Origin of the sequence: Micromonospora sp. NPDC049089 (genome assembly GCF_040648775.1) — a bacterium.
GTDB lineage: Bacteria > Actinomycetota > Actinomycetes > Mycobacteriales > Micromonosporaceae > Micromonospora.
In genome coordinates this window covers 1-22,697 of sequence record NZ_JBEZEH010000115.1, presented here as the reverse complement: position 1 = coordinate 22,697, position 22,697 = coordinate 1, and the positions used below count along the sequence as shown (strand labels likewise).

At 72.5% G+C, this 22,697-nt stretch carries 16 protein-coding genes; 5 read left to right on the top strand and 11 right to left on the bottom strand.

Translation table 11 applies throughout. The features are described 5' to 3' along the window. Positions 1–131: 131 nt before the first annotated feature. Both AB0B48_RS20075 and AB0B48_RS20070 read right to left on the bottom strand, forming a co-directional pair. On the bottom strand, positions 132–2,675 hold the full coding sequence (locus AB0B48_RS20075; RefSeq protein ID WP_357203637.1) for a bifunctional FO biosynthesis protein CofGH: 2,544 nt from the start codon (positions 2,673–2,675) through the stop codon (positions 132–134). Positions 2,676–2,962: 287 nt separating this feature from the next. Further along, on the bottom strand, positions 2,963–4,012 hold the full coding sequence (locus AB0B48_RS20070; protein ID WP_357203634.1) for a hypothetical protein: 1,050 nt from the start codon (positions 4,010–4,012) through the stop codon (positions 2,963–2,965). Between the two features lie 97 nt (positions 4,013–4,109). Between AB0B48_RS20070 and cofD the strand changes: the two genes are divergently transcribed. Then, on the top strand, positions 4,110–5,057 hold the full coding sequence (gene cofD, locus AB0B48_RS20065; protein WP_357203631.1) for a 2-phospho-L-lactate transferase: 948 nt from the start codon (positions 4,110–4,112) through the stop codon (positions 5,055–5,057). Continuing rightward, a complete protein-coding gene (locus tag AB0B48_RS20060; protein ID WP_357203628.1) occupies positions 5,054–6,139 on the top strand; it encodes a coenzyme F420-0:L-glutamate ligase in 1,086 nt (361 codons plus the stop codon). Before cofD ends, AB0B48_RS20060 begins: the two co-directional genes overlap by 4 nt. Positions 6,140–6,171: 32 nt before the next feature. Here AB0B48_RS20060 and AB0B48_RS20055 read toward each other — a convergent pair whose 3' ends face one another. Both AB0B48_RS20055 and AB0B48_RS20050 read right to left on the bottom strand, forming a co-directional pair. Beyond that, complete coding sequence (locus AB0B48_RS20055; RefSeq protein ID WP_357203625.1) at positions 6,172–7,164, bottom strand: winged helix-turn-helix domain-containing protein; 993 nt, start codon at positions 7,162–7,164, stop codon at positions 6,172–6,174. A gap of 280 nt (positions 7,165–7,444) precedes the next feature. Then, positions 7,445–8,491, bottom strand: a complete 1,047-nt coding sequence (locus tag AB0B48_RS20050) for a hypothetical protein (protein WP_357203622.1) — start codon at positions 8,489–8,491, stop codon at positions 7,445–7,447. A gap of 54 nt (positions 8,492–8,545) precedes the next feature. On the opposite strand from AB0B48_RS20050, the gene AB0B48_RS20045 reads away from it, so the two are divergent. Next, positions 8,546–9,148 (top strand): NUDIX hydrolase, encoded by a 603-nt coding sequence (locus AB0B48_RS20045; protein WP_357203640.1) that lies wholly within the window; start codon positions 8,546–8,548, stop codon positions 9,146–9,148. Here the strand turns inward: AB0B48_RS20045 and AB0B48_RS20040 are convergent. Both AB0B48_RS20040 and AB0B48_RS20035 read right to left on the bottom strand, forming a co-directional pair. Further along, positions 9,117–10,208, bottom strand: coding sequence for a sugar phosphate nucleotidyltransferase (locus AB0B48_RS20040; protein ID WP_357203619.1), 1,092 nt, complete (start codon positions 10,206–10,208; stop codon positions 9,117–9,119). The two genes, AB0B48_RS20045 and AB0B48_RS20040, sit on opposite strands and share 32 nt — an antisense overlap. 63 nt (positions 10,209–10,271) lie before the next feature. Beyond that, positions 10,272–11,417, bottom strand: coding sequence for a glycosyltransferase family 1 protein (locus tag AB0B48_RS20035; RefSeq protein ID WP_355005605.1), 1,146 nt, complete (start codon positions 11,415–11,417; stop codon positions 10,272–10,274). 154 nt (positions 11,418–11,571) lie between these two features. Between AB0B48_RS20035 and AB0B48_RS20030 the strand changes: the two genes are divergently transcribed. Then, entirely contained in the window at positions 11,572–12,261 is a 690-nt protein-coding gene (locus AB0B48_RS20030; RefSeq protein ID WP_357203615.1) for a TIGR03089 family protein, read from the top strand. A gap of 135 nt (positions 12,262–12,396) precedes the next feature. Here AB0B48_RS20030 and AB0B48_RS20025 read toward each other — a convergent pair whose 3' ends face one another. Both AB0B48_RS20025 and AB0B48_RS20020 read right to left on the bottom strand, forming a co-directional pair. Then, the gene (locus tag AB0B48_RS20025; RefSeq protein WP_357203612.1) at positions 12,397–14,394 is read right to left on the bottom strand and encodes an acetoacetate--CoA ligase; all 1,998 of its coding nucleotides are present in this window, start codon (positions 14,392–14,394) and stop codon (positions 12,397–12,399) included. A gap of 143 nt (positions 14,395–14,537) precedes the next feature. Beyond that, positions 14,538–15,056 carry a hotdog domain-containing protein gene (locus tag AB0B48_RS20020; protein ID WP_203125586.1) on the bottom strand — a complete coding sequence of 173 codons (519 nt, stop codon included), beginning with the start codon at positions 15,054–15,056 and terminating at the stop codon, positions 14,538–14,540. A gap of 23 nt (positions 15,057–15,079) precedes the next feature. Between AB0B48_RS20020 and AB0B48_RS20015 the strand changes: the two genes are divergently transcribed. Beyond that, on the top strand, positions 15,080–15,751 hold the full coding sequence (locus AB0B48_RS20015; RefSeq protein WP_357203608.1) for a hypothetical protein: 672 nt from the start codon (positions 15,080–15,082) through the stop codon (positions 15,749–15,751). A gap of 47 nt (positions 15,752–15,798) precedes the next feature. Here the strand turns inward: AB0B48_RS20015 and AB0B48_RS20010 are convergent, their stop codons facing one another. The 3 genes from AB0B48_RS20010 to AB0B48_RS20000 all read right to left on the bottom strand — a co-directional run. Then, entirely contained in the window at positions 15,799–17,091 is a 1,293-nt protein-coding gene (locus tag AB0B48_RS20010; RefSeq protein ID WP_357203605.1) for a multidrug effflux MFS transporter, read from the bottom strand. 306 nt (positions 17,092–17,397) lie between these two features. After that, on the bottom strand, positions 17,398–18,174 hold the full coding sequence (locus AB0B48_RS20005) for an alpha/beta fold hydrolase (RefSeq protein WP_357203602.1): 777 nt from the start codon (positions 18,172–18,174) through the stop codon (positions 17,398–17,400). A gap of 12 nt (positions 18,175–18,186) precedes the next feature. Continuing rightward, positions 18,187–22,697, bottom strand: a 4,511-nt coding sequence (locus tag AB0B48_RS20000; RefSeq protein ID WP_357203599.1) for an amino acid adenylation domain-containing protein, incomplete at its 5' end; no start/stop codon positions are given.

Genomic DNA, 22,697 nt, shown 5'->3' with positions numbered 1-22,697 from the left:
ACGGCGACCGGGTCGTCGGCCGGCCCGCCGCCGGGCACACCGGCCTCGCTGACCGTGATGTCCAGGTGGGTCCTCGCCGCGACCGCCACCGGCATCGCGTGGTACGGCCGGTGGCGGGGAAAGGTTCGACGTCAGGGCCGGGCGTGACCGTACGCAGTCGACCGCTTGCGCGCCGGACGACCGGCGGCCTTCGCGATGGCCCGCAACTGCTCCTCGGTGCGCGCCGAACCGTTGTCGGAGCCGGCCATCCGGGAGATGGTCTCCTCCATCAGCGTGCCGCCCAGGTCGTTGCAGCCGCCCTGGAGCATCGCGACGGTGCCCTCGTCGCCGAGCTTCACCCAGGAGCACTGGATGTTGTCGATCCGGCCGTGCAGCAGCAGCCGGGACATGGCGTGCACCACCCGGTTCTCCCGCCACGTCGGCCCCGGGCGGGCGATACCCGCCAGATAGATCGGAGCATTCGTGTGCACGAACGGCAGCGCCACGAACTCGGTGAACCCGCCCGTGCGGTCCTGCACCCCGGCCAGCACCCGGAAGTGCGCCAGCCACTGCCCGGGGTGGTCGACGTGGCCGTACATCATCGTGGAGCTGGACCGGATGCCCAGCTCGTGGGCGGTGCTGACCACCTCGACCCAGGCGGCGGCCGGGAGTTTGCCCTTGGTCAGCACCCAGCGCACGTCGTCGTCGAGGATCTCGGCGGCGGTGCCCGGAATGGTGTCCAGCCCGGCCTCGCGCAGCTGGAGCAACCACTCACGGACCGGCACCCCGGCCTTCGCGGCGGCGGTGACGATCTCCATGGGCGAGAATGCGTGCACATGCATCTCGGGCACCCGGGCCTTGATCGCGCGCACGATGTCGGCGTACCCGGTTACCGGCATCTTCGGGTCGATGCCGCCCTGGAGGCACACCTCGCTGGCACCGGCCGCCCACGCCTGCTCCGCCCGGTCCGCGACCTGCTCGACGGAGAGCCGGTACGCGTCGGCGTCCCGCTCACGCTGCGCGAACGCACAGAAGCGGCAGCCCACGTAGCAGACGTTGCTGAAGTTGATGTTGCGGTTGACCACGTAGGTGACGTCGTCGCCGACCGCCGCACGGCGCACGTCGTCGGCGAGGCGACACAACTCGTCGAGCGCCGGCCCGTCCGCGCCGAACAGCGCCAGCGCGGCATCGGTGTGCGCGGGGTCGAGCAGCGCCGCCGGGTAGTCGGCGGCGAGCCGCAACCCGGCCGCCAGGTCACTGTCCGCGCCACTCCCGGCCGGCGCCACGGGTACGCCCGCCCGGCGGGCGGTCGCCTCCGGGGTGACCTTGCCAGCGACCTCGGACCAGTCGCCGTAGACGCTGTCGAAGTCGCCGCGCCGGTCGTCGGTGCGACCGGTGGTGTCGATGGTGGCGTGCAGGTCGACCCGCCCACCGAACACCTCCTCCGGCTCCTGCCACGGTCGACCCTGCGGCATCGCCGACTCGACCGCCATGCCCGTCGACGGATCGGCCAGGGCACCCACGTGCGGCAGCAGCCGAGGATCGAGCCACGGGTCACCCGCGCGCACGTACTCCGGGTAGATCGTCAACCGCTCCCGCAGCGTGAACCCCGCCAGCTCGGTGTGCCGGGCCAACTCGTCGATCTGCGGCCAGGGACGCTCCGGGTTGACGTGGTCGGGGGTGAGCGGGGAGACGCCACCCCAGTCGTCGATGCCGGCGCGCAGCAGCAGGTCGTACTCGCCGGCGATGAGGTTCGGCGGGGCCTGGATCCGGGCCTTCGGGCCGAGCAGCAGCCGGGCCACCGCCACCGTGGCGGCCAGATCGTGCAACTCCGCGTCCGGCATGCCGCGCATCGCCGTGTCCGGCTTGGCCCGGAAGTTCTGCACGATCACCTCCTGGAGGTGGCCGTACTCCCGGTGGGCGCGGCGGATCGCGAAGAGCGCGTCCACCCGCTCCCCCGGGGTCTCCCCGATGCCGATCAGGATGCCCGTGGTGAACGGCACCCCGACCCGGCCCGCGTCCTCGAGCACCCGCAACCGGACCGCCGGCTCCTTGTCCGGTGAACCGAAGTGCGGGCCACCCGGCTCGGACCACAGCCGCGTCGCGGTCGTCTCCAGCATCATGCCCATGCTCGGCGCGACCGGCTTGAGCCGTTGCAGCTCCGACCAGGACAGCACCCCGGGGTTGAGGTGCGGCAGCAGACCGGTCTCCTCCAACACCGCCACCGCACAGGCCCGCAGGTAGTCCAGGGTCGAGTCGTAACCGCGTTCGTCCAACCAGGTCCGCGCCGCCGGCCACCGTTCCTCCGGCCGGTCACCCAGGGTGAACAGCGCCTCCTTGCAACCCTGCGCGGCACCGGCCCGGGCGATCGCGAGGACCTCGTCGCGGTCCAGGAACGGCGCCGGCAACCGGTGCGGCACCGTCGCGAAGGTGCAGTAGTGGCAGCGGTCCCGGCAGAGCCGGGTCAGCGGAATGAAAACCTTCTTGGAGTACGTGACCACACCCGGCCGCCCGGCGTCCCGCAGCCCGGCGTCGCGGACTCCCCCGGCGAGCCGGAGCAGCTCGTCGAGCGCGTCGCCACGAGCGGACAGCAGCGCGGTCGCCTCGTCGAGATCCAGCGCCCGCCCGTTCGCGGCCCGGCCCAGGGCCCGCCGCACGCTCGCATCGCTCGGGCCGGAGTGGGTGCGATCAACCATCCACTCACCCTATGCGCAGCCCGACGCCACCCAACCAGTCCCCACCTCGCCCCGCGCCGCGCCGTGCCCGGTCGCAGCCTCCCGCGCGGTGCGCCCCGTCGATCAAGGAGTTGTGGTGGGTGACAAAGCGTCTCGTAAAAGCGCGAATCCGGCACCACAACTCCATGATCGACGGAGTTGTGGTGCCGGAGCCTCGCGATCTTGCAGTTTGTGTCCCGACTTAGGGGACAACTCGCTCGTTTCGACTACCGAAAGTGCAAGATCGGCGCGGTCTTCGGGTCAGCGGGTCAGCGGGGCTGGTCGGGGTGGTCGTTGGGCTTGATGTGTTGGGTGCGGTCGTTGTCCGGGTCGGTGGGGTGGGAGATGACCTCGGTGGGGTCGGCGGACTGGCGCGGGATCGCCTGAGTGGGGTCGGCCGACGGCGGCTGCCCGAACGGCGGCACGGCCGGGGACGGCGGCGCTGACTGAGGGGCGGGGTTCGCCTGGGGCGCGGACTGCGGCGCCGGGAACGGCGGGGCCGACTGGGGGTGCGGCGGCGCGGACTGCGGGAACGGCGGCGCGGACTGCGGGTGCGGCGGGGCCGACTGCGGGAACGGCGGGGCCGACTGCGGGGCCTGGAACGGTGGCGACTGCTGGCCGTACTGGCCGGCCTGCGGGTAGCCACCCGGCTGACCAGCTTGCGGGTAACCACCACCCGGCTGGCCAGCCTGCGGGTAGCCGCCGCCGGGCTGGCCGGGAGCGGGCCAGCCACCCTGCGGCTGGCTGCCGGGCTGGCCCGGGGTCGGCCAACCGCCCTGCTGCTGCGGCCAGCCCGGCTGGGGCTGGCCGTAGACGCCTGGCTGCGGCTTGGCTCGCGGCACGTAGTAGTGGGCACGCCAGATGGTGTAGACCACCCAGGCGGCGATCGCGAAGATCACCATCCAGGCGAACCGGGTGAGCACACCGAGCAGCGCGTCGAGCACCTCGGCCTCGGCCAGCCGGCCCACCGTCCAGATCAGCATGGTCAGCGTGCCGAACAGTGCGCTTACCGCGTACTCGACGAGAGCTGCCTGCGTGATCAGCTTCGCCTTCGCCAACACCGGCGAGATGTGCGTGGCCAGCAGCACCGCCAGCAGCGGGAGGCCCACCGCCTCCACCCCGACGAACGCGTAGAAGGCGCTACCCGCGCGGTCGGTGAAGGAGCTGTAGTCGTTCGGGGCGATGAGCCGGAGCAGGCCCACGAAGAGGAACACGGCGTTGGCGCCGAGCAGCGCGAGCGCGGCGAGCTCCCGTAGTGGCTTGGTCAGCTGGCGGGCCTGCGTCGCGTCGGCGGACGCGGGCTCGGCGGGGCTGGTCACGAGCTCCCCCTCGGGGCATCAACGGACAGGTGACCGTGAGCCTAGTCTCCCGGGCCACCCACCGATCGGAGGCGTCACGTGCGCGAGGATGGTCGACATGCGCATCGTGGTTCTGGCCGGCGGCATCGGCGGCGCCCGGTTCCTGCTTGGCGTCCGGGCGTACGCCCGTGACGTCGGCGCTGAGGTGACCGCCGTTGTCAACGTCGGCGACGACCTGTGGTTACACGGGTTGAAAATCTGCCCTGACCTGGACAGCGTCATGTACACCCTCGGCGGGGGCGCCGACCCGGAACGGGGCTGGGGTCGGGTCGGCGAGAGCTGGACGGTCAAACAGGAGTTGGCCGCGTACGGGGCCGAGCCGACCTGGTTCGGCCTCGGCGACAAGGACATCGCCACCCACCTGGTCCGCAGCACCATGCTCAACGGCGGTTATCCGTTGAGCGCGGTCACCGAGGCGCTGGCCAGCCGCTGGGAGCCGGGCGTACGCCTGTTGCCGGCGACGGACGACCGCCTGGAGACCCATGCCGTGGTGGAGGACGACCAGGGTCAGCGGGCGATCCACTTTCAGGAGTGGTGGGTGCGGTACCGCGCCGACATCCTCACGCACCGCTTCGTGTTCGTGGGCGCGGAGACGGCGAAGCCGGCACCCGGGGTGCTGGACGCGATCGCCTCGGCCGACCTGGTGCTGATCGCGCCGAGCAACCCGGTGGTGAGCGTCACGCCGGTGCTGGCCGTACCGGGGCTGCGTGCGGCGGTGGCGGACGGCCCGGCACCGGTGGTGGGTGTCTCCCCGATCATCGGCGGCGCGCCGGTGCGGGGGATGGCCGACCGTTGCCTGGCCGTGCTCGGCGCGGAGTGCAGCGCGGCGGGGGTGGGTCGGCTCTACGGCGGCCGGGCGAGCGGCGGTCTGCTCGACGGTTGGCTGGTGGCCGAGGAGGACGCGGGCACCGTGGTGCCCGAGGTGACGGTCCGCGCGGTGCCGCTGCGGATGACCGACGAGGCGGCGACGGCGGCTATGGTCCGCGCCGCGGTGGAGTTGACGTGAGGCTGGAGATTCTGCCGGTGCTCGGCATCGGTCACGTGACCGAGGGTGACGATCTGGCTGCGGTGATCGCGACTGCCGCGCCGTGGCTGCGCAACGGCGACGTACTGGTGGTGACCAGCAAAATCGTTTCCAAGGCGGAGGGGCGGCTCGTCGACGTGCCGGCGGACGGGCCGGAACGGCTGGCCGCCCGGGACGACGTCCTGGCCGGTGAGACCGCCCGGGTGGTGGCCAGTCGGGGGGCGACCCGGATCGTGCAGACCCACCACGGCTTCGTCATGGCCTCGGCCGGGATCGACGCGTCGAACGTGGACAAGACCCAACTGGTGCTGCTGCCTGTCGACCCGGACGCCTCGGCGCGGGCTCTTCGGGACGCGCTTCGCGAGCGCTACGACCTGGATCTGGCCGTGATCATCAGCGACACGATGGGACGACCCTGGCGCAACGGGCTCACCGACGTGGCGCTCGGGGTGGCCGGCATGACGGCGATCCGGGACCACCGGGGCGAGGTCGACCCGTACGGCAACGAGTTGCAGTTGACCCAGATGGCCGTGGTGGACGAGCTGGCGGGTGCCGGCGAACTGATCAAGGGCAAGTGCGATCAGGTCCCCGTCGCTGTGGTGCGGGGCTATCTGCCGGCCAGCAACCCGGACGACGCCGGTGGCGCGCGGGCGCTGATCCGCGACGCGGCGCAGGACCTGTTCTCGCTCGGTACCGCCGAAGCCCGCGCCGCCGGGCTCTCCGACGCCGCCACCCTGACCGACGGCCCGGGCCCGACACCGGCGGACCTGACCGCGGTGCGACGGGCGATCGACGCGGTCGCCGGGGTGGTCGCCCCCGGCACGGTCTTCACACTGGTCGACGAGGCCGAGGTACGCGCCGGACTGGTCGCCGAGATGCCCGGGTGGCCGGACGGCGCCGACCTGGTGCTCGGCTCGGCCCCGACGCCCGTCGAGCCGTTCGGTCTGGTCCGTTTCGGTGCCGACCTGCACCGGCTGCGCGTCGCCCTGGCCGCCCAGGGTGTCGGGTCGACACTGTTGCCGCCGCCGCCGGGTAGCCCGGCGAGCGCCGCGCTCGCCCTGTAGAACCGCCCCTAAGGCCTGTGCGAACGGCCGGGTCACGCGTCCAGCATGGCCCGGCCCAGCGGGGTCAACGTGTGCAGCACGCTGTTGCGTTCGCGGTGGCTGACCAGCAGACCAGCGTTGCGCAGGACTGTGGCGTGCTGGCTCGCCGCCGCCGGTGAGATGTTGAGCTGGCGGGCGACCTCCCCGGTGGTGCAGCCCTCGTCGCTGGCCTGCAACACCGCCGCCCGGGTGCGGCCCAGCAGCGCGGCGAGTGATTCGCGGGCAGCACCGGACGCGGCGTCGGCGTCGGCGGAGACCAGCGCTCCCAGCCGGTCCACCGGGTAGACCAGCACCGGTGGCAGCGCCGGGTCGAGCAGTGCGACAGGGGTCGCAGCGCAGAAGAACGACGGCACCAGCAGCAGCCCACGGCCGTCCAGGTGCAGCTCCCTGCTGTGCGGGTAGCTGTGGACCTCCAGCACCCCGCTCTCCCAGCGCATCGCCGGCCGGAGGCTGGCGAGCAGGCCCTCGACGCCGCCGTCGAGCAGCGCCCGCGCCCGCCGCGTGCGGTCCGCCGCAACCGCGGCCTGGATCCGGCCCCAGTACGGGCTGATTGCCAGCGAGCGGTACTGCTCCATCGACTCCGCGAGGTGGTGGAGCGCCGACACCTCACCGCGAGCGAGCGCTGCCGCGGAGGAGGGCAGCTGATTCTCGGCGGCCAGCACGCTCAGGTCCCGGTGCAGCAACTCGGCGGGGGTCCGGCGGAGCGCGTCCAGCCCGGCCTCGAAGCCCTCGACGCTGGCGTACGGGGTGAGGAAGTCGGGGAAGTAGCCACGCGGCGGGTTCAACGCGAAGAGCAGGCGGAGTTGCTCGGAGGCGGAGTTCTGGCGCAGATCCCGGGCCACGCTGCGCCGCCAGTTGGCGGTCAGCGGATCGCGGGTGCGGCCGCGCAGCACGTGCAGGCTGAGGACCAGCTCCCAGACCGGGTCCGCCGCCGGCGCCACCCGGGTCCGGAGAATGTCCTCCCCAGAAAAGTGGATCTTCAGCATGGAGCGCTCCTGTGTCGCCGACAGGGGGGATGCCGGATGACCGTTCGACTCTACCTGGCCGGCAGTAATCTCCATCTTTAAGCCTGGACTGAAAAACCTCGACGGCTCCGGGGCCGGTTAGGCATGCTTCCCATGCCCGAACACGGCGCCGTGCGTCCTTGACGCCCGTGCTGCCGGGGGCACCGGGACCGGGGAGGCCCCGGTGATCGGACGGCACCACGAGGGTCTGCGGCCCTTGCTCCGCGGAGGTGCCGTCCGGTCATCCGCCCCCGGCGCCGGCTCAGCCGACCCAGAGCGCGACCCGATGGTCCTCGTCCGTGACGTAGAACGACCGTCCGTCCAGCTCCGCCACGCCCTCGACGTGGTGAAACGGGGCCAGGTCCGCCACCTGCTCCCCGACGAGCCGCCGCCCGTCGCCCGCCTCGCCACCGGTGAGCCGGAAGCGGACGTGCCGGGAGGTGACCTCACCCCCACCCGGATGGTCGTCGAGCAGGACCGACCCCTTGCCCAGCGCGTCGATCGAGCCGATCACGGCCGCGTACCCGCCGTCCGCCGTCGGGGTGATCGCGCGGAAGCCGGTCAGCTGCCCCGGCGCGGTGACGCCGGTCAGCACGTACGCGCCCAACGCCCGCGGCCAGGCCCGCTCGGCCGTGAACATGCCGGGCACACCGGCCACCTCGACCAGGATCGGCTCACCGGCGTCGGTGACCGGAAAACGCAGCCCGAGCAGCACCGTCCCGGCCGGAGTGAACGCCGCAGCCTCCACGTTCAACGGCAGGTCGTCCGGGGCCAACCGGCTCACCCAGCTCTTCTCCCGGACGGTCCCCCGAGCCAGCGTCTCCACGATGAACCGCTCCCGCACCCGCTCCCCCGCCGGCAGGAGGGTCAGCGGCGCCGCGGCGAGAGCGTCGTTCACCGCCCGGTGCAGGCGAAACGAGTTGCGTACCACGTGCACCGGCACCGGCCCGGCCGCCGCGTCGTCCTCCCGGAACCGGGCCACGAAGGCGCGCCGAGGTCGCAGCGGGCCTGCCTTCGAGCCGAAGTGGGAGCCGAACACGTACACCCAGCCGTCGTGGTGGGCGAGCGCCTCACCGTCCTCGGTCCGCCCGTTCTCCACACCGGCATCCGCCGGCACGTGCAGGGCCGTCCACTCCCCGTCGTCGCGCTCCAGCAGCAGCGCCAGGCAGCGCTCCACCGGCCCCTCGTCCAGCACCGTCCAGAAGCCCCGCCGGGCACCGTACGCGCGCAGCAGCGCCGCCGACCGCACCGGCAACAGATCGCTGGCCTCGTTACCGGCCACCACGAATTCGACGAGTCGCAGGGTCACCGAGCCAGCGTACGGAGCACACGCTCGTACAGTGGCGGGGTGCCCGACACCGTGATGACCGGCCCGACCGCCCAGCCGACCGACCCTGAGACGTACCAGGCGCTGCACGCCGACGCCAGCGCGTTGCTAGAGGGCTGGCAGCCCACCAGTCCGGACGCGGCCAGCGCGCGGGACCGGACGCTGGCGTTGCTCGCCGCCGGCCCGATCGCGATGAGCCGGCAGCACCGCCCGGGGCACGTCACCGCCAGCGCGTTGGTGCTGGACGCCACCGGCTCCCGGGTGCTGCTCTGCCTGCACGTCAAGTTCGGGCGTTGGGTGCAGCTCGGCGGGCACTGCGAGCCGACCGACCAGACCCTGGTCGGCGCGGCGCTCCGCGAGGCCACCGAGGAGTCCGGGATCGCCGGCCTGCGCATCGACCCGGTGCCGATCGACGTGGATGTGCACCAGGTGCAGTGTCAGGGCGGCTCGGCGCACTACGACGTCCGGTTCGCGGTGATCGCCCCGCCCTCGGCCGTGGAGCAGGTCAGCGACGAGGCCGAGGAGCTGGGCTGGTTCCCACCGGACCAGCTGCCCGAGCCACTGGCCGGCGGGACCGCACAACTGGTCGCACCGGCCCTCGCCGCTGTCAGACGTAGCCCTCTTCGCCTCGCCCCTTGAGCTCGTCGACGAGGCCCTTGACGTCCTGCGCCCGGTCGCGCGGGCAGACCAGCACCGCGTCCGGGGTGTCCACCACGATCAGGTCGCGCAGACCGAGCACGGCCACCAACCGACCCGACTGCGGGACGACCACGAGGTTGCTGCTGTCCCGCAGCAGCACGCCCGGCTTGGCCTCCGAGCCGAGCACCACGTTGCCCGCGTCGTCGGCCGACAGCACGTCGCCGAGGGTGTGGAAGTCACCGACGTCGTTCCAACCGAAGTCGCCCGGCACCGTCGCCACCCGACCCGCCGTTGCCGCACCCTCCATCACCGCGTAGTCGACGGAGATCTTCGGCAGGGTCGGCCAGATCGCGCCCAGGACGTCGTCCTGCTCCGGGGTGCCCCAGGCGGCGGCGATCGCGGCGACGCCGGCGTGCAGCGCCGGCTGCTGGCGGGCCAGCTCGGCGAGGAAGACGTCCACCCGCCACACGAACATGCTCGCGTTCCACAGGTGCCGGCCCGAACGGACGTACGCCTCGGCCACCTCGGCGGCCGGCTTCTCCTTGAACTCGGTCACCGGCCGCCACGGCACACCCTCGGTCGGATCGCCGGTCTCCAGGTAGCCGTAGCCGGTCTCCGCACGGGTCGGAGTGATCCCGACGGTCATCAGCATGCCCTGCTGGGCCCCGTGGACCGCCTCCTGGACGGTGCAGACCCAGCTGTCCGGGTCGCGGATCAGGTGGTCGGCCGCGAAGCTGCCCATCACCGCGTTCGGGTCACGTGTCGCGATGACCGCGGCGGCCAACGCGATCGCCGCGCAGGAATCCCGGGGGGAGGGCTCGACCAGGATGTTCTCCTCCGGCAGCACGGCCAACTGCCGTGCCACCGCCGTGACGTGCGCGGCGCCGGTGACCACGAGGATCCGATCCGGTGTGGTCAGCGGCGCGAGCCGTTCGACCGTCGCCTGGAGCAACGAGGCGCTGGTGCCGGTCAGCGGGTGGAGGAACTTGGGATGGCCGGCGCGGGACAGCGGCCACAACCTCGTGCCACTGCCACCTGCCGGAATGACCGCATAAAGCATCCGCACATCATGCCCGACGTACCTGCCCAAAGTGGCACGGGTCACCCGCAGTGGTGCGGAGGGTCAGGAGCGGGCGCGACTCCACGCGGAGATGTGCACCTCGGCGCTGGACTCCCAGGTGAACTCCTTGGCCCTGTCGAACCCCGCCTTCGCCAGCGACAACCGTCGCTGCTCGTCGTCGAGCAGGGCGGCCAGGTCGATGCTGATCTGCTCCGGGTCCTCCGAGGTGTACGCGACCGCGTCGCCACCCACCTCGGGCAGCGAGAGCCGGGGCGTGGTCAGCACCGGGGCGGCGCACGCCATCGCCTCCAGGATCGGCAGCCCGAACCCCTCGCCGTAGGACGGGTACGCGGCGACCAGGGCACCGCCGAGGAAACCTGGCAGGTCGCCGTAGCGAAGGTAGCCGGGGCGCAGCAGACGCAGGTGCGACGGCACCTCGGCCACCGCCCGGTCGATGTCCTCGTCGTGCCCCTGCCCACCGGCGATCACCAGGGCGGGCGGGTCGACCCGGTCGGCCACCGCCCGCGCCCACCCACGGATCAGGTTGGGCACGTTCTTTCGCGGCTCCTTGGCACCGAGGAAGGCGACGTAGCTGCTGTTGCCCAGCCCCAGACGCGCTCGCACCCGAGCCTTCTCCTCCTCGGTGGGAGCGTGGAAGGCAGCCTGGTCGACGCCGTGGTAGGCCACGTCGATCCGTGTCGGGTCGGCGTCGAGCAACCGGATCAGCTCGTCGCGGGTGGCCTTGCTGGGCACGATCACCCGGTTGGCGCGGCGCAACGAGGTCTTGATGGCGCTGCGGAAGAACGTGCGGCGCGACTTGTCGTAATGCTCCGGCTCGGTGAAGAACGTCGCATCGTGCACGGTGACCGTGACCGGACATCCGGCCCGCAGCGGGCAGGTGTAGAAGGGCGAGTGAAGCACCTCTGCGCCGACCTGCTGGGCGAGCAGCGGCAGGCCGGTCTGCTCCCAGGCGAGCCGGGCCGGGCGGTGCGCCACGGCGGCCGGGGCCGGGATGATCTCCGCGCCGGGCAGCATGCGGGTGTACCGCTCAAGATCGGTGCGGAGGCTGACCACCGCCAGCTCCACCCCCGACCCGCACACCTTGCCGAGGGCGCCGAGCAGACCGTCGACGTATCGACCGACACCACCACGGTCGGTGGGGACACTCGTGGCGTCGATGAGCACGCGGGGCGGGCGACCGGCGGTCACGGGGCGACTCCTTGTACTGGCGAGACTGTGGGGAACAACACTCCGGGGGTAAAGCCTACGCCGGGGCGCGGGGCCGACGCTGACTGCGACCCGACGGTACGCCGACTTGTCATCGTCATCGAGTACGGCCCGCAGGGGCGTATCGTTCGCGCCGATGGCCGACAACATTGCCCGGGTGTTCGCCGACGCGATCGCGTCCGACCCGACCCGACCGCTGCTCACCTGGTACGACGACGCCACCGGCGACCGCACCGAACTCTCCGGCGTCACGTTGGCGAACTGGGTGGCGAAGACCGCCAACCTCCTCATCGACGAGGTCGGCCTCGCGCCGGGCACCCCGGCCGGCGTAGTGCTGCCGCCACACTGGCAGACCGCGGCGGTGCTGCTGGGCTGCTGGTCGGCCAAGCTGAGCGTCGTCGACACGCCGGGCGAGGTGGGGGTGCTCTTCGCCGCCGCCGACAGGTTCGACGAGGCGCAGTCCTGGTCCGCCGACGAGCGGTACGCCCTCGGGTTGGCCCCGCTCGCCGCCCCGCTTCGGCAGGTGCCGCCCGGATTCGCCGACTACGTCGTCGAGGTACGCGGACACGGTGACCACTTCACGCCGCAGTCCGGCCCTGGCCCCACCGACGCGCACCTGCTGAGCCGCGCCGAGGCCCGCGCCACCGAGTTGGGCATCCTCCCCGGCGCCCGGGTCCTCATCGACGCCGCCCGGCACCCCGACCCGGTCGACTGGCTGCTGGCCCCGCTGACCCGGGCCGCCACAGTCGTCCTCTGTGCCAACCCGGACCCAGCCCGCCTGGCCGCCCGCGTAACCACGGAAAAAGTCACCCACCCCCTCCCGTAACCCGCCCGCCCCGCCCAGCCCCGCCGATCTTGCCCCGCCCCGCCTCGCCCCGCCGATCTTGCGGTTTCGGTTGCCGGAATGGGTGGTGTGCCCCTTAAGTCGGGACAGAAAGTGCAAGATCGCGGGGGGAAGGGGTCAGGACGTCGTGCGGGACTGAGCGAGGGCCGCGAAGGCGGTCAGGGACTCGGGGTTGGCGAGGGCACCCTTCGCGGCGGCCTGGTCGACCGGGGTGCCGGTGAGGATCTTCTTGACCGGCACCTCCAGCTTCTTCGCCGAGAGGGTGCGGGGCACCGAACGCACCTGGTGGATCTCGTCGGGCACGTGCCGGGGTGAGAGCGCCGTGCGCAGTTCACGGCAGATCTTCGCGCGCATCGGGTCGTCCAGCTCCAGACCCTCGGCCAGCACCACGAAGAGCAGCAGCTCACCGGCACCGCCCTCGTCGTCCTCCAGGTGCACGACGACCGAGTCGAGGACCTCGTCGAGCCCTTCCACTACCGAGTAGAACTCGGCGGTGCCGAGACGCACCCCACCACGGTTGAGGGTGGCGTCGGAGCGGCCGGTGATCACGCAGCCACCCCGCTCGTTGATGGTGATCCAGTCACCGTGTCGCCAGACGCCCGGGTAGACGTCGAAGTACGCCTCCGCGTAACGGGTGCCGTCCGGATCGTTCCAGAAGCCCACCGGCATGCTCGGCATCGGTTCGGTGATCACCAGCTCGCCGAGTTCGCCGATGACCGGTGTGCCGTCGGCGGAACGGGCCTCCACCTTGGCGCCCAACGCCCGGCAGGCGATCTCACCGGCGTACACCGGCAGCAGTGGCACCCCGCCGACGAACCCGGTGCACACGTCGGTGCCACCGGAGAGCGACTGGAGTTGGACGTCGTCGCTGACGGTCTCGTACACCCAGCGGAAGCCCTCGGCGGGCAGCGGCGCACCGGTGGAACCCACGCCGCGCAGCACCGACAGGTCGGCGACCTCCCGGGGGACCAACCCGGCCTTACGGCAGGCCAGCAGGTACGGCGCGGAGGTGCCGAAGTACGTCGTCCCGGTCTCCGCCGCCAGCCGCCACAGCGCGCCCAGGTCAGGCTCGGCCGGCCGGCCGGGTTCCGCCCGCACCCCCGGGTTGCCGTCGAAGAGCACGATGGTCGCCCCCACCGCCGGGCCGGAGACCAGGAAGTTCCACATCATCCAGCCGGTGGTGGTGAACCAGAAGAACCGGTCGGCCGGGCCCAGATCGTGGTGCAGGGCGAGCATCTTCAGGTGCTCCAGCAGGATGCCGCCGTGGCCGTGCACGATCGGCTTCGGCAGGCCGGTGGTGCCCGAGGAGTACAGCACGTAGAGCGGGTGGTCGAACGGCACCGGCGTGAACGTCAACGGCTCGTCGGTGGGTGCGGCCAGCTCGGCCCAGCCCAGCGCGCCCTCGGGTGCGGGGCCCGTCGGGTCGAGGTAGCCGATGCTGACGGTGTGGCGCAGCGACGGCAGGGCGGCCCGGATCGCGGTGACCTCGGCACGCCGGTCCACCGGCTTGTCGCCGTACCGGTAGCCGTCCACGGCAACCAGCACCGTCGGTTCGATCTGCTGCCAACGGTCGGTGACGCTGCGGGTGCCGAACTCGGGCGCGCAGGACGAGAAGATCGCGCCCAGGCTGGCGGTGGCCAGCAGCAGGACGTACGTCTCGGCGATGTTCGGCGCGTACGCCGCCACCCGGTCACCGGCGGTGACGCCGAGCCGGCGCAGCCCGGCCGACACCCGGCGGACCTGCTCGCGCAACTCCCCAGCGGTGAGCGTGACCGGCGGGCGGGTCTGCCCGTGCGCGATCACCACCGGGTCGTCGTCGGCCCGCCCCGGCATCCGCAGCACGTTCTCCGCGTAGTTGAGCGTGGCGTCGGGGAACCAACGGGCACCGGGCATCCCCCGCTCGGCGAGGGTGGCGCTCGGCGGTGTGTGCGCGATCACCTCGAAGTGGTCCCAGATCGAGCGCCAGAACCCGTCCAGGTCGGTGGTGGACCAGCGCCACAGCGCGTCGTAGTCGGCGAAGTCCAACCCGCGGTGCTCCCGCAGCCAGCGCAGGTAGGCACCGATCCGGGACCGCTCGCGTACGTCCGCCGGCGGCGTCCACAGCATGTCACCCACTGCTCCACCCTCCCCCTGGCCCGACACGACACTGTGACTGGGCCGTGGCGCCATCTTGCCCTACCTCGAAGCGCCATTCTGCGCACCGGGTAGGCCGACCGACGCGTGCCCGTCCCACACTGCAACCCGCCACCTCATGTGGGTCAGCCGGCGCGGTGGGCCTGGATGGCGCGGCGGCGGGCCAGCCGGTGCGCTCGGCGGATCTCCGCCTCCTTGTACCGGCGCTCGTCCTCCGCCGTCTCGGGCAGCACCGGGCGGACCGCCCGCGGCGCCCCACCCACGTCCACGCCGACGAACACCAGGTACGCGGTGGCGACCCGGACCGGCGCGTCCTCGGCCGAGTCCCACCGTTCGGCGACCACCCGCACGCCCACCTCCATCGAGGTCTGGCCGGTCCAGTTCACCTGGGCGTGCGCGTGCACCAGGTCGCCGACCCGGACCGCCTCGGAGAAGACGATCTCGTCGATCGCCGCGGTCACCGCGGTCCCTCCGCTGTGTCGGGCGGCAGCCGCCCCGGCCACGTCGTCGACGAACTTCATCAGGACCCCGCCGTGCACGGTGCCGTACAGGTTGACGTCCACCGCGGTCATGATCTTGCTGAGAGTGACGCGCGAGTACGACGTCGGCTTGCCGGTTGGAGGGGCGGAGAGGTGCTCAGTCATGTCGAAAACGGTACGGTGCGCGGATGCGACATCTCTGGAGCTTCCTCGCCGGGCTGGTGGTGGCGCCCATCACCTGGGTGCTGGTCACACTGGGGCAGGACGGGTCGAGCCGGACGGTCGACCGCTGGGTGGAGATCGGCACGTTCAACACCGCCAACCTGATCGAGCCGGCCGTGTACCTCGGTGTCGGCGGTGTCCTGCTGGGCCTGCTCGGCACGCTGCGCTTCTCGCCGCTGGGCCCGTTGGTGGCCGGTGCGCTGCTGGTCACCCCGTACATCGGGATGTTCGTGGCGCCCTTCTCGGTGCGGGACGCGATCCCGCACGAGTGGAAGGTGTTCGGCGATCCTCTGCCGCTGCGACTGCCCGTGGAGAACGGCACGCTCTTCCTGCTCGGCCTACTGCTGCTGATGGCGACCTTCAGTCAACAGCGGTGGCGGCAGTGGCCGAGCCCGGCGACCGAACCGACCGCGGCACCCACCCCGGGGTCGGACGGAGGCCCCCGCGACGACAACTTCACGTTGACCGACTGGACGCCTCCCGCGCCCACGGAGCGCGACACCGCGCCCCTCACTCTGGGTTACCCGGCCGACTCGACATCGACCGATCCGCTGCCCCGCCGGGTGGGTGGCGAATCACCCTGGTCCGCCCCACCGCGCGGCCAACCGCGACCCGAGGACACCACCGAGATCCGCTGATCGCCGGGGCGGGCCGGGTGACCGGCCCGCCCTCCGTCTCTTGCGGGCTAGTGCAGCGCGATCGCCAGGTCCCTGTCGACTGTGCCGAGGCCGGCGCGGGGCACGACGAGGAGCATGACGATCAGCGCGGCGGCCATACCGCCCGCGATGACTATCGCCATCGGTACGCTCCCGGTGCCGAACAGACCGGCCAGTGGCGCCGACAACGCACCGATGCCGAACTGCACCGCGCCGAGCAGCGCTGCGGCGGTGCCGGCGGCCTCGCTGTGCCGGCTCATGGCCAGTGCCGGCGCGTTGGGCAGGGCGAGACCGGCGGCGGCCAGGACCAGCCACAGTGACGCGAGCAGGGTGCCCAGGCCACCGATGCCGGTCGCCGCGAACATGACCAGCAGCAGTCCGGCTGCCGTTCCGGCGATCAGGGCGCTCACCAGGATCTGCTGCGGGGTGTAGCGGCGCAGCAGCCGCACGTTGAACTGGGTGGCCCCGATCAGGCCCACCGCGCCGGCCCCGAAGGCGATGCCGAACTGCTGCTCGTCGAGGCCGTACTCCTGCTGGAGCACGAACGACGAACCCGAGACGTACGCGAACAGGGCGGCCATCGCCAGCCCGGCGACCAGCACCAGGCCGACGAACGCCCGGTCGTTGAGCAACCCCCGATAGTCGCGGAGGGTGGCGCTCACCCCGCCGTGCCGCCGACGCGCCACCGGAAGGGTCTCCGGGAGCCGGAACGCGGCCACGACGATCAGCAGCGCGCCCAGCACCGCCAGCGCCGCGAAGACGCCCCGCCAGTCGGTCCAGCTCAGCAGGCCGCTGCCGAGCGTCGGCGCGAGGATGGGCGCCAGGCCCATGACGAGCATCAGCCGGGAGAAGATCCGGGCGAACGAGGCACCGCTGAACAGGTCGCGGACCACTGCCGTCGCGACCACGGTGGCGGCGGCGACGCCGAGCCCCTGGAGTACGCGCAGCCCGCCGAGGACCTCGATGTTGGGTGCGAAGACGCACAGCACGGATGCCACGATGTGCACGGCCAGACCGGCTAGCAGCGGCACCCGTCGCCCGACCACATCGGAGAGCGGCCCGATCAGCAACTGGCCCAACGCGAGACCGACAAGCGTGCCGGTCAGCGTCAATTGCACAGCGGTCTCGGTGGTCTGCAGGCCCGCCGTGATGGCGGGTAGCGCGGGCAGGTACATGTCGATGGTCAGCGGCCCGATCGCGATCAGGGCGCCCAGCACCAGGACGAGCTGCGCCCGCTGACGGTTGGTCATCAGGTCGCCGGGCAGCACCTCTTGCGCGACGGCTGATTCGGGTCCGGTCTTGTCCACCAACTGCTTCATCATCTCGATCTCTCTGCGGAAGCTGGTGCGTCGTCACGAGCGGCGGCGCGGGCGTCACCGGAGCCGCGCGGACGCGGCGTCCCAGTGTGGGGTGCCCGGCGGTGGGCAGCGTGGATGTGACGAGGCAGGGGTCGTGGCGGGGGTGGCCGGGTGGCGCGATGATCCGAGGGTGATTCTCTCGGTCGGCAACACCCCGGCGGTGTGTGACGTTCCCGGTGTGTGGGGAGTCACCCCACCCCGTCCGCCGCGCGACTCGCCTGCCGGACCATGCCGGGTCGGGGCGGGCCGGGTGACCGGCCCGCCCTCCGTCTAACTCCCCGCCACGAGGGTGGCCCGGACGGTTCCCAGCAGGGCGTCCCGGGCCGTCATTGGAAAGAAGTGTCCGCCCGGCAGCACGTGCAGGGTGGACCCGGCCGACGTGTGCTCCCGCCACGGCGCGACCCGATCCGGCGGCACCTCCCGGTCCCGGTCACCTGCGAAGGCGACGATCGGGCAGCTCAGCGGCGGCTCCGGCCGGTACTCGTAGGTCTCGCAGACCGCGAAGTCGGCGCGGATGGCGGGTAGGAGCAGGTCGAGCAGTTCGGGTTCGGCCAGGATCTCCTCGTCCAGACCGCCCAGCTCACGCAGCCGTTCGACGACCACCGCGTCCGGTTGGTCGTGAATGTTCGGCGAGGTACGCCGCAGCCCCGGCGCGAGGGCACCGGCGGCGAAGAGGACCCGGGGCGGCGGCACCGCGCGGCGACGCAGTTCGCGGGCCAGCTCGAAGGAGACCAACGCCCCCATACTGTGCCCGAACAGGGCGTAGGGCACCCCCAGCTCGGGGGCCAGCGCCGGGGCGAGGGCCTCCACCAGCTGCCGCACCCCGGTGTACGCCGGCTCACGCCAGCGGGACTGCCGTCCGGGCAGCTCGACCGGGCAGACCTCGACATCGTCGCCGAGCAGCTCCTGCCACCCGTGGTACGCCGAGGACCCACCACCGGCGTACGGCAGGCAGATCAGTCGGACGGCGGGGGTGACGCGGCGGCGCGGCCCGGCGGCCAGCCAGCCCTGGGCGCGGGCGGGCGCGTGGGTGGTGAGGCGGTTCACGGAACGGCTCTCCTAGTACGTCGGCTCGTCGGCAAGCAGGGCACTGGCCTCCTCGTCGGACATCTCCTCCAGCTCACTGAGCAGGTGGTCCTCGATGGCGAACGCGGCGGCCTCCAGGGTGGGACTGTCGAACAGCACCCGGATCGGCACCTGCACGTCGAACGCCTTGCGCAGGTGCACCACGGCCCGCATCGCCAGCAACGAGTCACCGCCGAGGGCGAAGAAGTTGTCGTGCACGCCGATCCGGTCGACCCGCAGGATTCCGGCCCAGACCTCGGCGATGGTCTCCTCCAGGGTGGAGCGGGGTGCCACGTACGGCACGTCGTCCGCCTCGACCGTGTCGGCCAACTCCACCAGTGGTCGCCTGTCGACCTTTCCGTTGGCGGTGAGCGGCAGCTCGTCGATCTCGTGGAACGCCGCCGGCACCATGTACCCCGGCAGCTTGCCCGCGAGGAACTCGCGCACGTCCGTCGGCACGGCACCGGCGACCCGGGGGACGACGAAGGCGACGAGACGCTTCGCGCCACGCGGCTCGCCCTGCGCCACCACCACCGCGCCGCGCACCTCGGGGTGCTGGGCGAGGGCGGTCTCGATCTCGCCCAGCTCGATGCGGTAACCCTGCACCTTGACCTGGAAGTCCTCCCGGCCCAGGAACTCGATCTCACCGCTCGGCAGGAACCGGCCGAGGTCACCGGTGCGGTACAGACGGCTTCCGGTGGCCGGGTCCACGACGAAGCTCGCCGCCGTCCGCGCCTCGTCGTGCAGGTAGCCGCGGGCCAGGCCGACACCACCGATGTGCAGGTGCCCGGGAACCCCGGTGGGTCGGGGGCGCAACGCGTCGTCGAGGACGTGGAAGGTCTGGTTCACCATGGGCCGCCCGTACGGGATGCTCGTCCACTCCGCCGGGACCGCCCCGATCGGGTGGAGGATGGACCAGATCGACGCCTCCGTCGCGCCACCGAGGCTGACCACCTCGGGCCCGTCGAGCGTCCGCCGGATCCGGTCCGGCAGGGCGACCGGGATCCAGTCACCGCTGAGCATGACCAGGCGCAGGCCGCCGGTGGCCTCTCGGACCGTGAGGTGCTCGACGAACAGCTCCATGAGGGCCGGCACCGAGTTCCAGATCGTCACGTTGGCCTTGGTGAGCAGGTCGAGCCAGGCGGCCGGATCGCGGTGTGCCGCCGCCTCCGGGAGCACCACCGCGCCGCCGACGGCGAGCGGACCGAAGACGTCGTACACGGACAGGTCGAAGCTCAGCGACGACAGCGCCAGGACCCGGTCGTCCTCGCCCACCCGGAAGCGCTCGTTGATGTCGACGACGGTGTTCAACGCACCCTCGTGTTCGATCATCACGCCCTTGGGCAGGCCGGTGGACCCGGAGGTGAAGATGACGTACGCGAGGTTGTGGGGCGTGGTGTCGATCGCTGGCAACGCACCCGCCGGGAGGACCCGCAGCTCGTCCACCCGCAACACCTCGACGTCGCCGAACCGGTGCGCCCCGGGGCCGGCCAGGCGCCCCTGGGTCAGCACCACACGCACCCGGCCGTGCGTCAGCAGGAAACGCACCCGCTCGTCCGGCAGGTCCGGGTCGATCGGCAGGTACGCGGCCCCGGCGGCGAGCACACCGAGGATGGCGGCGCACTGCTCCCAGCCCTTGTCCATCACGACCGCGACGAGGTCGTCGGGGCGTACCCGCAGACCGACGAGGTGGGCGGCGATCGTGCGGGCGCGGTCCGCCAGCTCGCCGTAGGTGAGCGTCCGGGTCGGCGTGATCACGGCCGGGCGCTCGGGCACCCGGGCGGCGGTGGCGAAGAACGGCTCGTGCAGCAGGCCCACCGGCAACGGCGCCTCGGTGCGGTTGTACGCCGCCTGGGCGGCCAGCTCCGCGCGGGGCACCAGCGACGGCACCGGGTCGGCCCAGTGCGCCTCGTCGGCGGCGAGCCAGTGCAGCACCGACAGCGTCGCCGCGTGCATGGCAGCGACCATGCCCTCGGGGAAGAGACCCTCGACGGCGTCGATGTCCAGCACCAGGGCACCGTCCATCTCGTACACCTGGGTGTCGATCCAGATCTGCGGGGTCTGCGAGATGGAGTAGACCACCTCGCCGATCTGCGGGTGCCCGCCGATGCCCTGGAACAGGCTGGTGAACACGACGGGCATGACGGCGGCGGCGTCTCCGCGTACCCGCTTCAACTCCCGCGCGACCCGCACACCGCTGAACAGTCCGTGGTCGAGGTCGGCGAGGAGTTGGTCCCGGATCGTCCGGGCGCGGGTCTCGAACGACGCCGCACCGCCCGCGTCGATCTCCAACAGCGTCACCGAGGTGAAGTCACCCAGGATCGCGTCGACCTGCGGGTGCAGCGGCAACCGGTGCGCCATCGGCAGGTTGAGACTGAACCGCTGGTTCTTCGACCAGGTGGCGACCACCTCGCCGTACGCGGCCAGCAGCAGCGCGGTCGGAGTGAGGCCACGCCGGGACGCGGCGGCCTTGACGGTGTCCCACTCGTCCGCCGGCACCTGCCCGGTGAGCCGGGCGAAGCGGGGCGCGGCGATGGTGTGCGGGTCGGCCGCCAGCGGCAACTCCGGGGCGAGGGCCAGTGTCGGCACCCGCTCCTGCCAGTACGCGGCGGCGCGCTGGTACCGCTCGGTCGACTCCGCAGCCCGCGCGGCGAGCACGTAGTCGCGGAAGCTCAACTCCAGCTCGGGCAGGGTCGCGTCCGGCTCGTGGTAGAGCAGTGTCAACTCCCGCATCACGATGCTCGACGCCCAGGCGTCGGTGATCAGGCCGTCGATGCTGTAGTGCACCCGCCCCCGACCTTCGTCGAGCAGTGTGGCGCGCAGTTCGAACAGCGGCCACTGGTCCGGCACGAACACCTGGTGCGACATGGCGGCGCGGGTCCGCTCGAAGCTCGCGTCCACCTCGGCGGTCGGGCGACCCCGCATGTCCTCGGTGACGACGACGTAGTCCGGTACCTCGTCGAGGACCTGCTGCTCGCCGTGCGGCAGCACGACGGTACGCAGCGACCCGTGCCGCCGGATCAGCCGGCGCAGCGCCCGCTGCAACCGCGACACGTCCAGCTCGGGGACGTCGAACTCCTCGTAGCCGTGCATGCCGACGTTGCCCAGCTCGAACACGCCGGTGCGGCCGATCCAGTACGCCTGCTGCACATCGGTCAGCGGGAACGGCAGGTGCGCCGACGCCGGGTCCGGCACGACGGCCGGCAACGACTCGGGGCCGCTGACACCGACCTCGGCGCGGGCCGCGCGTACCGCGGCGGCGAGGCCACGGACCGTCGGGTCGGCGACGAAGGCGCGCAGCGGGACGTCCGCCCCGCACACACGGCCCACCTGGGCGACGAGCTGAGCGGCGAGCAGGGAGTGCCCACCCAGCTCGAAGAAGCCGACGGTGGGCGCGACGTCCCGTTCGCCGAGCAGGTCGGCGAAGATCGCCGCCACCTCGCGCTCGGTGGGGTCCTCGACCGCGTGGACCTCGGCGGGGTCCTCCACCGCGCCGCCTTCGGTCTCGTCGAGCACGGTGACCACCACGTACCCGGTGGAGGTCGCCGCGCCCACCACCCGGGCGGCTGTCCGTTCGACGGCCGACAGGTCCGCCACCGGCCACCCGTAGGTCACCCACTCCGCGTCGGACTCCCGGCCGAGCGCCGCCGCCTGCGCGACGAGGTGGCCGGCGAGCGGGTTGTCCGGCGTACCGCCGAGCAGGTGCACCTCGACGGTGGTGACCGGCTCCCGCGCGCCGACGCCCACCGCCGCCAGCGTGGCCAGGGCATCGTCGGCGGACGTGCGGGCGTCCACCGGCACCAGCACTGTCACCGGACCGGGCTGACCGGCACCCAGCTGGTCGTCGACGCTCGCACCGGCGGTGGTGAGGGCCCGCCGGAACGCGGCACCGACCACAGTGTCGCCAGCGAGCTGGTATCGGGCGCCGGTGTGCCGCTCGGGGGCGGCAGCCGGAGCCGCGGTGACGTGCGGCAGGAAGCGGTGCCCGCCCCGCAGGGCCACCACCGGCTCGGGGTGCGCGCACCTGACCTCCCGGGCGACCGAGGCGGCGAGGCGACGGGCGGCCACCGGCGTCGTGGCCGGGAGCACGTCGAGCAGTGTCCGGGTGCCGGACGCGCCGCCGGTCGCCCAACCGGCGAGCACACCGCGCGGCGGCACCAGCGTCTCGGTGCCGGTCACGTCGAGCGCGCCGTCGGTGACGACGACCACCCGGGCGTACGCGTCGCCGCGCCTGCTGAGCGCGTCACCCAGGGCCGCGAGCGTGGGTGCCGGGTCGCCCTGTGGAGCCGCCAGCAGCACCCCGCTGATCCGCTCCTGCGGCGGCAGCGACGTGCGGAGCGCGCCGGTGGTCGGATCGAGGTCAGCGGCGACCACCCGGGCCCCCGCCGCGCGTAGCTCGTCGACGACGCCGTCCGGCAGACCGGCGTCGACTGCCAGCCAGGCACCGCTCCCGGTGGTCGCCGGCCCGGCACCGCCGGCCCGGCGGTAGCCGCGCACGACGAGCC

Excerpts from the sequence above, each read along its gene's own strand:
- AB0B48_RS20075 (WP_357203637.1), bottom strand. The coding sequence starts at position 2,675 with ATGGTTGATCGCACCCACTCCGGCCCGAGCGATGCGAGCGTGCGGCGG.
- cofD (WP_357203631.1), top strand. The coding sequence starts at position 4,110 with ATGCGCATCGTGGTTCTGGCCGGCGGCATCGGCGGCGCCCGGTTCCTG.
- AB0B48_RS20055 (WP_357203625.1), bottom strand. The coding sequence starts at position 7,164 with ATGCTGAAGATCCACTTTTCTGGGGAGGACATTCTCCGGACCCGGGTG.
- AB0B48_RS20045 (WP_357203640.1), top strand. The coding sequence starts at position 8,546 with ATGACCGGCCCGACCGCCCAGCCGACCGACCCTGAGACGTACCAGGCG.
- AB0B48_RS20040 (WP_357203619.1), bottom strand. The coding sequence starts at position 10,208 with ATGCTTTATGCGGTCATTCCGGCAGGTGGCAGTGGCACGAGGTTGTGG.
- AB0B48_RS20030 (WP_357203615.1), top strand. The coding sequence starts at position 11,572 with ATGGCCGACAACATTGCCCGGGTGTTCGCCGACGCGATCGCGTCCGAC.
- AB0B48_RS20020 (WP_203125586.1), bottom strand. The coding sequence starts at position 15,056 with ATGACTGAGCACCTCTCCGCCCCTCCAACCGGCAAGCCGACGTCGTAC.
- AB0B48_RS20015 (WP_357203608.1), top strand. The coding sequence starts at position 15,080 with ATGCGACATCTCTGGAGCTTCCTCGCCGGGCTGGTGGTGGCGCCCATC.
- AB0B48_RS20010 (WP_357203605.1), bottom strand. The coding sequence starts at position 17,091 with ATGATGAAGCAGTTGGTGGACAAGACCGGACCCGAATCAGCCGTCGCG.